The organism is Acinetobacter larvae, assembly GCF_001704115.1.
In the GTDB taxonomy this organism is placed as follows: Bacteria; Pseudomonadota; Gammaproteobacteria; order Pseudomonadales; family Moraxellaceae; genus Acinetobacter; species Acinetobacter larvae.
On sequence record NZ_CP016895.1, the window covers coordinates 353,708 to 366,668 of the forward strand.

The following is a 12,961-nucleotide window of genomic DNA, read 5'->3' on the forward strand; positions in this document are numbered from 1 at the left end:
TGCTCTATAGATTCTATTAGGGTTTTTCTGTAAATGCCAATCAAGAATTGGACTGATGAGTTGGATGGGTAAGAGCGTATATGGGCATTCATGTAATCCAAAGCCAGCGTTTAGACATTTTACTGCAAGGTGTTTTACACACTACACAGCAGCAAAGTACCGATCCCTTTGCTATATTAGCCAGCCAACATATTGTTGCCCCCAGTACAGCCATACAAGAGTGGCTCACCCTGAGACTCTCTGAGGCGCAAGGGATTAGTGCCAATAGTATTTTTCATCAACGGATCAGAGGCTTGCAGTGGTATCTCTACCAACAAGTGCTCACAGATAAAGAACGGGTACGTAAAGCCAATATTCCCAGTTTGGTGTTGAAATGGCGGATTTATCAGGTTTTATTAGAACAATTTCAACAGTATGCAAAACAAAATGCAAAGCAAACTGAAAAACAAACTAGCTCGTCCGCACAGGCGAGCAACCCACATCCTTTGTCGAGTTTATTGCAACGTGTGATTGACAATGGCAAAGCTTTGCCCAGTGCAAAACAACAACGTCAGCGTCAACATGCCATGCTGTATTGGATTGCAGAACAGCTGGCGCAGTTATTTACGCATTATATGGTTTATCGTGGGGAGTGTCAGGCAGACTGTCCGACGGGGCAGTGTCGTTGTCGCGGCAATTGGTTGGCGGCATGGTCCCGTGATCAAGCCTTAAATGTTGAACAACTGTTGAATGTGTCTGAGCATGCTGATGCCGCCTATCAGTTAGAGCAGGCACAGCAGCTTGAGGCATGGCAACGTTGGTTATGGCAACAAGGTTTTGCCCAAGATTTTGCCGAAATCTTAGCAGTAGATCAGGCTTTTTGGGCAACGCTAGATGACCCACAACAGCGTAACGATGCCTTGGCACAACTTCCCGCACAGGTTGTGGTGTTTACCTTATTGGAATTGCCGCCCAATCAGTTAAAGTTCTTGCGTCGCTTGGGGCAGTATATCGATGTATATATTTTGCACTATAACCCTTCACAAGAATATTGGGCTGACAGTGTCGATCCCTTGTGGAAAAAACAATATGATCTGGGGGTTAAACAGCGTTATTTACAGCAACATCCACAGGCGAGTGCTGCCGAGTTGGCGGCATTTTTTCAAGATTTTACTTTAAACTTTAATGCCTTGGTGCGTGAGTCACGCCATCCACTGCTGACCCGTTTTGGCAAACAGGCACGCGATCACTTTTCCTTATTAGCGCAGTTGTCTGCTGGGGTCGAGGGGCAGTGGGTCGATGCCTTTGTACAGTTTCCGATCACCAATTTATTGTCCAAAATTCAGTCCGATATTTTGAATCTTACCGAGCCAGAAGCAGGGGCTTATCTCTTGGCCACGGATGATCAATCGATTCAAATCCATGTTTGTCACTCGACCTTGCGGCAATTGGAAGTACTCAAAGAACAGTTATTACATTGGTTGGCGCAAGGCACGGCAGAACAGCCACGGCGCCCCAGTGATATTGTGGTGATGGTGCCGCAGTTAGCAAGCTTAGAAGCTTTGATTCGCAGCGTTTTCCCACAGCAAGTACAAAAGGATGGTATCTATTTACCCGTCAAGATTGCAGGCATTAGCAGCTTAGATGCACAGCATGCTTGGCGTGCTGTTTTGGGGCGTTTCTGTTGGGTAGAACAACGGTTTAATATTGAAGAATTTACCGATTGGTTACAGCTGGCTGCCACGCAGCAATACTATGCTCTCGACAGTGATGCCACGGCACGTATTTTAGTGTTATTACAGCAAGCGGGTTTCCGCCGTGGGCTAGATGCCGAACATTTACAGCTCAGCTTAGATGCGTCAGATCAAGACTATCGCTATAGTTTCCAATTTGCTTTAAACCGGTTGGTCATGGGCATCGCTATTCCAGAGCGGGTCGTGTGCAATGAGATCTTAAGTTTTGAGCAGGTTTATCAGGATGACTTTGCCCTGATTGATATTTTGATTCGGATCTATCAGGATTTTTCTACACGACGCAATGCATTGCATGCACACTTGCAAGCAGAGCACATGCCAGACGTAGAATATTGGCTGCGTTATTTGCTAGAAGAAGTCGAAGCCTTTGAACAAGCCGGTGTTACTGCCTTGGCACCCATTAAAGAAATTTTGCATAAACAACAGCGTATGCTGACTTTGGCACAATTTTATGCCCAAGACCAACAAGGCTTGACGCGGACATTCCAGCTGCCCTTAAGCGATGTGCTGATGGAAGTGGAAAAGGCATTATTGCATCAAGCCGATCAGGTCTTGCCGACAGGACAGATTACCTTTTGTGAGATTGGACAGATTCGTCCTATACCCTATCAACTGGTGGTTTTGCTCGATTTAGATGCCGGGGTATTCCCCAATCGTCAGCAACATACTGCTTTTGATTTGATGGATTTACTCAAAGCACAATTGGGTGATCGTTCGCGACTTGAAGATGATCAAGGCGCATTTTTAGATGCATTGCTCTTGGCAGAACAGGGTTTGTGGCTCTTTTATAATGGCTTTGATGTGAATGATGCAGAAGCACGTGATCCTTCTAGTGTGTTACAAGAGTTGATTCAACACTTTAGTTTGATCTGTGCCATGCCAGAAGCTACACCAGCAGATGTTATACCAACAGATGCGATGATCGAAAAAGATGGCATTGTGATTGCTGCCAATATTCAACAGCTCTATCAAGTCCATCCCTTACAACCCTTCGATCCTAATGGCTTTATACAACAGCAACCCGTACGTTTCCAAGATCATTGGTATCAGGTTGCAGCACAGTTACAAAAGTTGCGTGGTGTGCAGCGACAAATTTATTGGAACGACGTTGCGGCACCGATTGTGCTGAATGAGACAGCCAGTTATATCGATGCACGGCAGTGGATTCAAGCGATGTGTTTTCCTGTGCAGTGGTATCTACAACAACTCGGCGTACAAAACCCAAGTGCCATGACGGTGTTGCCTGAGCAAGAACCGTTGTTACTGGATGGCTTGGGACGTTATGCCTTACGTGATTTTATGGTGCAACACCAGCAGCCAGAAGCCTTGGCTCTGCCGTTATTACAAGACCAGCTGCCTGTTGGCAAGATTCAGCATAGTGCTTGGCAAATGAGTCAGGCGGAGCACAGCTTATTGATGCAGCGTTTACAACGTTATGGGGCTGCGCCTACGCAAACCACCCCGCGTTATTGGCAGGCTAGTCCGACCTATCGTTTTCAAATTGAGTTGCCCGCGGCTGGGCAAAGTACATGGTTGAGCCTCGATGCTGCCAGTGCACGTGGCAAACGTCGTGCCAAAGTTTGGTTAGAGTATTTATTTTGGTTGGCGGCTAGTGATCTGGCTGCAGACCAAGGCACAGACTGGCAACGCATCGCGGTATTTAGTGATGTTACATTGCAATGCTGTGGTCTAAGTCAACAGCAAGCACAGGCTTATTTACAACAATGGTTGGCAGCCAGCACGCAAGCGGCACAGCAGGTCTTGGTATTGCCTGCGGCATTGTTGTTATCGGCTGCGGAAAAAAACAAGGCATTACATTGGCAACAAGATGCCCAAGGGCACTGGCAATTAGCTGAATGGGATGACCTGCGCAAGCAATGGCAGGGCGATCAGGCACATTTTGGCGCAGGTCCGGCAGCTGAAGACAATGAGGCCTGTCGCTTACATCGTGATTGGCAGTTTGTATTACAAGAACAAGACAGTACCGCTTTATTGGATGCAGCTTGTCAGCAATACAGTTATGCACTGTATGCCCCGATCTATCAGCATCAACGTGTCATTGAGGAATAACGCATGCAGCAGGTTTCAACACAACCGATTTTAGACATGCAATTTCAAGGTTTGCATTGGATTGAAGCATCGGCAGGTACAGGAAAAACCTTTACTTTATCAAGCCTGATGGTGCGGATTTTGCTGGAGAAATATTTACCCAAGCAAGTGATTGCCACCACCTTTACCCGTAAAGCCGCGGCAGAGCTAAAAAGCCGTATTCGCAGTCGTCTACAGCAAAGTTTGCAATTGTTTAATCAATGCCGTGAGCTACCCGAAACAGAGATTCAGCAACTGGCAACACAACAGTCTGATCCATTATTGTGTTTTATTTTAAAAGCTTATGCCACCCAGATCGGCTATGCATGTGAACGTTTAAAGTTGGTGATTGATCAGCTCGATGAGCTATTTGTGGGAACGCTAGATAGCTTTAGTCAAAAGCTATTACGTGAGTTTCGCTTTGAAAGTGGCAAGATCGAACAGGCACAGATCACCGATGATAGCCCACGTTATATTGAACAGTTGATACATGATACTTTGCGGCAGTGGATGCAGCAGCAGCCACAAGCCTTGCTCGATGCAATGCTCAATGCCGGTTATCTCAAAGCCAGTCATTATTATCATGATCTGGTCGAGCAACGTCTTAATTTCGGTTCGGCAACCTTACAAGCTCCTCAACTCAATGATGTCGATTTGCAGCGCATGCAGCAGTTGTGTGATCAGCTGTTGACACATTCTTATGAAACACTGTTGCTTGCGTTACAGCCCTTTTATGCGGAACAGGGTGCCTATGTTAAACAGGTCAATGGGACAAAATTTCGGAATGGGCGTTTTCAACGAATTTTCACTCAAAGCATTCCCGCGATCTATACTGGGCTTGCGCAATTCGGCGCCGCCTATTGGGGCAACTATGCTTTGGCACAAGCCCGTGACGACGTACAGGTCTTGGTCAATGCTTGTGCGCAGCAACAAGTTTTTAAAAAAGCCACGGATGCCACAGTACAACAGCAATTTTATGAGAATGAACAGCTACAACAGTTTTTGCAGGCGATGGATGCCTTATTCAATTTTATGGTGCAGTTGCAGCAGCAAGAACAATACCTGAAATATCATATTGCCCAGCAGGTCAAAGCGGCATTGCCACAGCTATTACAACAAAAAGGTGAGACCACTTTTTCTCAGCAGATTCGCCAGCTCAGTGAGGCGTTAAGCGGTGAGCAGGGCGCGGTCTTTGCACGCAGTATTCATGCCCGTTATCCCTTGATTTTAGTCGACGAATTTCAAGATACCAACCAAGATCAAGACAATATGCTGGCACAGATTTGGCGCCATAGCGAACGCTTGCAACAAGGCTGTATGATTATGGTGGGAGACCGTAAACAAGCTATTTATGGTTTTCGGGGCGGAGATATGCTGACTTTTCTCAAAGCACAGCAAGATGTTACGCAAAAGGCAGGGCGACATTATCATTTGGTGCACAACCATCGTTCGGTTGCGCCTTTGGTCACGGTGGTCGATGCACTATTCCAGTGTCAGCCCGATTTTGGTGAACAAGTGCAATATACCCCAGTACAAGCAGGTCCACGACCGCATCCAGATTTGCTGGATCAACAGCAAGTTAACCCGACCCCCTTACGCTGGCTGCAGCTGGAAAATAAGCAACACGAAGCCGAACAAGTGGCATGGAAAATACAAGACTTGCTTAATCAAGCCATAGCAGGACATTTATATTTTGCAGAAAACCCTGCCAAGGCATTGGATGTCAATGATATTGCGGTACTGTCCAAAAATCATAGTGCGTTGGATCAGGTGCAATATGCCTTAGACAAAATGGGCATTGCCTATCATCGCCCCTCTAAGCGCAGTGTGTTTGCCAGTGATGTGGCGCAGGATGTGGCGGCGGTGCTTACCGCAATCTTAGAGCCGTACCATGAAGCCAAAGTACGTCGTGCTTTATTGAGCCGGTTGATTGGGTTGGATTTAACCGCTTTATTTGAATTACAACAGCAATCTGACGGTTTGGTGCAGTATATTGCCGCCTTTGATCAATTGCGGGAGCAATGGTTGAAGCAAGGTTTTTTTGCGGCATGGCAAAGTTTTTTAAATCAGTTTCAGGTCTGGCAGCAGCTGGTGGCGCGTTCGGGACGGCAACATGAACGCCGTGTGGTCAATTTACGCCATCTTTCTGAATTGTTAAGCCAACATAGTGCGCAGTATAGTGGCGCGCAAAGTCTGTATCAGTGGTATATGAAACAGTTACAACAGGCTGGGCAACGTGAGTGGGAATTAGAACGTAAACTTTCCAGTGAGGCTGGGGTACAGTTATTGACGATTCACCAGTCTAAAGGCTTAGAGTTTAAAATCGTTTTTCTATTGGGCGCCGATAGTAGCTTTAGAGAACCCAATAAACAGCTAACTTTTTCCAGCCAACAACGGTCTGATCCGCAAAGCGGCAAAGTGGTGTTCGAGCGTATCCTCAACATTCATGATAAAGCCCAAGATGCAGATCTCGCCGAACAAGATCAGGCACGTGCCCAAGCCGAACAGCATCGTTTATGGTATGTGGCTCTAACCCGTGCCAGTTATCGTGTCTATGCCATGATGGCCGATGCAAAGTCGACATCGGGTTTGGCATTCTGGCGCGGGCAAGGCGAGCACTGTTTTCAGCATCCTTTGTCGGTGGTCGAGGCGTTATTGCGTGAGCGACCGATTCCATTGAAAGCTGAACAACAAGTTTCCAATACCGTGTTATACGCTCAGCCCTTACCGCTGCAACGTTTTTATCCACGTTCTAAAACCAGTTTTAGTTATTTGGCACAACATCTGCCACGACCGCATTTACAGGATCAACATGCCTTGGCATTGCGCCCACAGGGACAAGCCGATGATGAGCAAAGCAATGTCGTCTTTGCACAGACTTGGGTGGACGCTACGCCCGCAGTCGAACAGACAGCATTGCATTGGATACAAGCCAATTTCCCCAAAGGCACAGTGGCTGGAAACTTTCTACACGAAATCATGGAGCAGATTGATTTTCAAGACCAACGCCTATGGCAACAAGACTTAGAACGACGTTTTAAAAACCATTATCCGCAGCTTTGGCAAACTTTAGTGAGCCATTATCTGCGTGATTTTTCTAATCAGCAGCAGCCTAATCAACAGCTCAATCAAGAGCATCTCGATCAGGAACGGCCCGATCAGGAGCAGAAAAGCAAAGCGGAATTATTGGCAGCAATGCAGCAGTGGTTGCATCGGGTGGTGCATACCCCCTTGTTACAGGGCTTCTGCTTAAAGGACTTGCCCGCAGCGCATTATCGCAGCGAATTTCCATTTCATTTAGCCCTGTCGGATCGGGTGTTCCCATTGCAACGTATTCAGCAGCTTTTTGCCGAGTATGGCTTAGAGATGCCTACATTTCAGGACGCGCAAACAGCACGTTATTTGAATGGCTCAATCGATTTATTGTTTTATGATGGTCAGCGCTATCATATTGCCGATTATAAAAGTAATTTTTTGGGGCAAACTTGGCAGGATTATCATGCAACGGCGGTACAGGCCAATATGACGCATGCCAGTTATTGGTTGCAGGCAGCGTTATATTTGGTGGCATTGCACCGTTATCTCAAAGTGCATTTGCAAGGCTATCAGATGCAACGTGATTTAGGTGGGGCGAGTTATTTATATTTGCGCGGCATGAATGGCGAAGCTGCACAAGGTTATTATAATTGGGCTGCGCCGCATGAACTCATTCTGCGTTTAGATGCTATTTTGGGCTATTTTAATCAACAGCAATTATCCACCTAGGTGGGATAAACTTAAGACATTACTTTATAAATAAGAAAGTTACTCTGTGGATAACTTTGTTTATAACTCTGAGGATAACCGTGTGGAAAATAAAGCAGATTTGCCGGAATCTTGTCCAGCATGGATCGAATCTTGGTCAAACTATCTGCTGCAATGTACAGCGGATCAGGCATCGTGGTCTGAACAGACCCGGCAAATTATCCAACAATTGCTGTTGGCAAGCACCCAAGGTGACAGTTGTATTGCCTTAGCGCTTGGCGGGGGCGAGAGTCTAAAACATTTATTGGTGTCGGCGCAACAGGCAGAGCAACAGGTTGCTCCTTTTGTATACGATCACCAGTATTTATATTTATATCGCTATTGGCGTTTGCAGCAGCGCTTAGCCGCACAAATCACAGCGATTTTACAGCAGGCAGTTGACGCAGTGCCTTTGCAGGGTTTTGAGGATATCCTGACCGACCCATACCAGTTACAAGCGTTACAGCAAGTTTGTCAACACCCCTTAACGCTGATTACTGGGGGTCCAGGTACCGGAAAAACCTATACCTTGGCGCGTATTATTGCTGTATTGCATCACCGGATTGATCATTTGCGTGTGGCGATGGCAGCACCTACGGGTAAGGCCGCGCAGCGTATGAAAGAAGCTTTACAAGCTTCTTTGGCTGATCAAGCCTTGGCGAAATTGGGCTTAGATGTCAGTGCATTACAACAACAAGAAACCCTAACCATTCACCGTTTATTGGGTATGGGGAAAAATACCCCACCGCGTTATCATCGGCAAAGACCCTTACCCTATGATGTTGTGGTCATCGATGAAGCATCAATGCTCGACCTACAGTTAGCGACCTTACTCTTTGAAGCGATTCCAGCACATTGCCGGTTGATCTTACTGGGAGATGCACAGCAATTGGCATCGGTTGATGTGGGGGCTGTACTGGCAGATTTACAACAGGCACAGTGTTTAGCGGCTTATCGGGTTAACTTACAGACCAGTCGGCGTTTTAAGGGCGATGCCTTGATTGGCAAAATGGCCGCTTTTATTCAAGCGCAACAAGACGATCTGAACACGCAACAGCGTTTGGCCGCATTTACCCAAAGCATTGTTTCTGAGAGCACGTTGCAAGCTGTGGCATTGTCTGCCACGATGCAAGATGTTATCCAGCTACAGTATGTACAGAACAATCCCAGCGCAGAACAGCTCAGTGCTTATTATGATCAGTTAGCCATGGGGTATCAGCAATATTTTCAAGCACTTAAAGTCTATTTGCAGCAACCGCAGCAAGCACAGGCGCAGCAAGCCGTACTGGATGCTTTTGCTGACTATCGTATGTTATGTGCGGTAAGGCATGGGCGTTTTGGTTTGGCTGAGCTTAATCGGCAAATACAAAATCGTTTATTTCAGTACTTAGCACCGACATTGAGTCCGGCAGAATGGTACGTTGGTCGTCCGGTCATGGTGACACGTAATGATGCCCAGCTCGGGCTTTCCAATGGGGATATTGGTATTTGTTTACAGCATCCGCAGGATGCAACCCAGCTTGCAGTGTATTTTCCACATTTAGACAGTTGGATCAGTGCGGCGCGTTTACCTCAGTCGATAGAAACGGCTTTTGTGATGACGATTCATAAATCTCAAGGTTCTGAATTTCGCCATGTGGCGGTGACATTTGATGCTGCTGCACAGCGCTTACTCAGTCGTGAACTGCTTTATACCGCCATTACACGGGCAAAATCTGTGGTCAGTCTATTGGTCGATGCGGAAACGTTTGCGCAAAGTTTAGCGATTGCCAGTTGTCGTCAAAGCGGCTTAGTCGATTTATTGGACAGTATGATGTTGGACTCATCAGCGCCATAAACAGATACCGCCGCTGTGATGCTGGTCATGCTGTACGGGTCACTTATAGATCAGGTTGTTTATGGTCTGAATGAAGCAAAAAATCCCTTTGAAATCTGTTGATTATCATTGAATTTTCTTAAAATGAGAATTTCAGCACATTTTAACGGCTTAATCCTTATAAAATGTAGGAAATATCTTACATTGATTCGAGATAATAGCTGTAGAGCGACAAGCGTGTTTTTGAGATCATGCTTATCAATAAATAGCTTAATACGGATCATTAAGTAAAATCGCAAAATAAAAAATACTTAAAGTCGTGAGACTGCGAGCTTACAAGTAGGTAAGTGACAAGGGAATTACAGCCGCTAAGCCTTGTAGTTTTGGGAGAGACTACAAGGCTTTTTTATAACCAATTTTTTACTGCCAACATTCTAGTATTGGGGCTGCTTGCAAGTCGTGTCTGTGCATCATTTGAGGCGTGGTTACTGTAGCTTATCTGCTATTTTTAAATGAATTTTCCTTAATGCTGTGCTAGCAGCTATCAATTTTTACGGCCTTAGCGCGCGCCGTAGCAGTGCTTTGCGCGTATTTGATCGATCTTGTTGTGGTATTAGGCATTTGTTGTTTTGCAATCTAGGCACAGTTCCTTTAAAATAGCGCGCATGCTGTAGTGATGCACGGCAGTCAACGTGGTTTTTGACCAAATTGATTTTATCAATCTTTTTATTTTAAGCATCTCGGAGAAATCGAATGGCTTTAACTAATGCAGATCGCGCAGAGATCATTGCTAAATTTGCTCGCGCAGAAAATGACACAGGTTCTCCTGAAGTTCAAGTTGCGCTTTTAACAGCTCAAATCAATAGCTTACAAGGTCACTTTAAAGATCACAAACATGACCACCACAGCCGTCGTGGTTTGATCCGTATGGTGAACCAACGTCGTAAACTGCTTGACTACCTTAAAGGTAAAGACGTTTCACGTTATGCTGCATTGATTGCTGCTTTAGGTCTACGTCGTTAATTCGATTGAAGCTTTTATTTTCGGAAAAGTGCATATTTATGTTGCAGCAACTGAAAACAAAGTTTTATCTAGCTCTAGCTAGATGAGTGAGAAGGGGCGCTTGTTCGCTCCTTCTTTGCATTTTTTAGACTTACTTTGTGCAAGTAAGTTGGTGGTTCAAATATCTAGTGAGGTCGGCTTCTAAGCTTTATCATTTACAGCGCCATCATGATGAAACAACAAGATGCTAAAGCTTAGGGGTCTCCACTAGAATAACTAGGAAATATAATTACATGTCAATGTTCAATATCGTTCGTAAAGAATTCCAATATGGTCAACATCAAGTTGTGCTCGAAACAGGTCGTGTCGCACGTCAAGCCAATACTGTGTTGGTCACCATGGGTGGTGTGACGGTGTTGGTTGCTGTTGTGGCACAACCGACTGCCAAAGCAGGGCAAGACTTCTTCCCACTTACTGTTAACTATCAAGAAAAACAATATGCTGCGGGTCGTATCCCTGGTGGTTATGGGAAACGTGAAGGGCGTGCTTCTGAAGCAGAAACCTTAATCTCTCGTTTGATTGACCGTCCAATTCGTCCATTATTCCCAGAAGGTTATTACAACGAAATCCAAGTCACTGCGACGGTGGTGTCTTCTGACAAAACCATGGATGCTGATATTGCCGCAATGTTGGGTACATCCGCAGCATTATCTATCGCTGGTACACCTTTCCGTGGTCCAATCGCTGGTGCACGTGTAGGCTTGATCAATGGCGAATATGTACTGAACCCAAGCATTGAGCAACTGCAACAATCAGATCTCGACTTGGTGGTTGCTGGAACAGAATCTGCCGTGTTGATGGTTGAGTCAGAAGCGAAAGAGCTTTCTGAAGATCAAATGCTGGGTGCCGTATTATATGGTCATGATGAAATGCAAATTGCTATCCAAGCTATTAAAGAATTTGCTGAAGCTGCTGGTGCAACAGCTTCAACTTGGGAAGCGCCAGCACATGACCAAAGCTTGGCAGAAAAACTAAAAGCTGCATTTGAAGCAAAAATTTCTGAAGCTTATACCATTGCGGTTAAACAAGAGCGTTATGCTGCACTTGATGCCTTACATCAGCAAGCGATTGCAGAATTTGTGCCAGAAACCGATGAAGATGGCAGCATTGCTGAAGAAGTAAACTATTTATTTGAAGACCTTAAATACCGCACCGTACGTGACAATATTTTATCAGGTAAACCACGTATTGATGGTCGTGATACCAAGACAGTACGTGCTCTCGATGTACAAGTTGGTGTTTTAGACCGCGCACATGGTTCAGCACTCTTTACCCGTGGTGAAACGCAGGCCTTGGTCACTGCCACATTGGGCAATACCCGTGATGCATTGATGGTTGATACCCTTGCTGGAACCAAAACAGACAGCTTTATGTTGCACTACAACTTCCCTGCATATTCTGTCGGTGAAACAGGTCGTGAATCTGGTCCAAAACGTCGTGAAATCGGTCATGGTCGCCTAGCACGTCGTGGCGTACAAGCCGTATTACCTGCCGTTGACCGTTTCCCTTATGTCTTACGTGTTGTATCTGATATTACTGAATCAAATGGTTCTTCTTCAATGGCGTCTGTATGCGGTGCATCATTAGCCTTGATGGATGCAGGTGTGCCTTTAAAAGCACCAGTAGCGGGCATCGCGATGGGTCTAGTCAAAGAAGGCGAGCGTTTTGCTGTATTGTCTGACATCTTAGGTGATGAAGATCATCTCGGTGATATGGACTTTAAAGTAGCGGGTTCTGCCAACGGTATCACTGCATTGCAAATGGATATCAAGATTGAAGGGATTACCGAAGAAATCATGGAAGTCGCATTGAACCAAGCCTATGCTGGTCGTATGCACATCCTCAATGCCATGAATCAAGTGATTTCTCGTGCACGCCCAGAAATTTCGATGCATGCGCCTACTTTTGAAGTGATCAGCATCAACCCAGACAAAATCCGTGATGTGATTGGTAAAGGTGGTGCAACAATTCGTCAAATTACTGAAGAAACCAAAGCGTCGATTGATATCGAAGACAATGGTACAGTACGTGTATTTGGTGAAACCAAAGCAGCGGCCAAAGCAGCGATTGCCAAAATCCAAGCTTTAACGGCTGAGATTGAACCAGGTACAATTTACGTCGGTAAAGTAAACCGTATCGTAGAATTTGGTGCATTTGTCAATATCATGCCAGGTACCGATGGTTTATTGCATATCTCACAAATTTCAAATGAACGTGTTGCTAATGTTTCTGACGTATTGACTGAAGGTCAAGAAATTAAAGTACAAGTTCAAGATGTCGATAACCGTGGTCGTATTAAATTGACCATGAAAGACATCGAACAAGCTTAAGTGGTTTATTGCAGATCATTGCATTGTAGACGGCTATATCAGCGATAACAGTTGTCTGACACAAAGCAAAGAGCATCTTTAGGGATGCTCTTTTTTTATGGCGCTGTCTTAAGGTTATGGCTGGATTGATTCTAAAATAAGAATGGCTT

Annotated in this window: 5 protein-coding genes; all 5 read left to right on the forward strand. The window is 45.5% G+C overall.

Translation table 11 applies throughout. From position 1 onward, the window contains the following. Positions 1-80: 80 nt before the first annotated feature. Positions 81-3,803 carry an exodeoxyribonuclease V subunit gamma gene (locus BFG52_RS01580; protein WP_067551700.1) on the forward strand — a complete coding sequence of 1,241 codons (3,723 nt, stop codon included), beginning with the start codon at positions 81-83 and terminating at the stop codon, positions 3,801-3,803. Between the two features lie 3 nt (positions 3,804-3,806). Further along, positions 3,807-7,586 carry a UvrD-helicase domain-containing protein gene (locus BFG52_RS01585; RefSeq protein WP_067551702.1) on the forward strand — a complete coding sequence of 1,260 codons (3,780 nt, stop codon included), beginning with the start codon at positions 3,807-3,809 and terminating at the stop codon, positions 7,584-7,586. Between the two features lie 82 nt (positions 7,587-7,668). Beyond that, complete coding sequence (recD, locus tag BFG52_RS01590) at positions 7,669-9,441, forward strand: exodeoxyribonuclease V subunit alpha (protein WP_067551705.1); 1,773 nt, start codon at positions 7,669-7,671, stop codon at positions 9,439-9,441. 732 nt (positions 9,442-10,173) lie between these two features. Next, entirely contained in the window at positions 10,174-10,443 is a 270-nt protein-coding gene (gene rpsO, locus BFG52_RS01595; protein WP_067551708.1) for a 30S ribosomal protein S15, read from the forward strand. Positions 10,444-10,721: 278 nt separating this feature from the next. Next, positions 10,722-12,812 (forward strand): polyribonucleotide nucleotidyltransferase, encoded by a 2,091-nt coding sequence (gene pnp / locus BFG52_RS01600; protein WP_171257354.1) that lies wholly within the window; start codon positions 10,722-10,724, stop codon positions 12,810-12,812. Positions 12,813-12,961 lie beyond the last annotated feature (149 nt).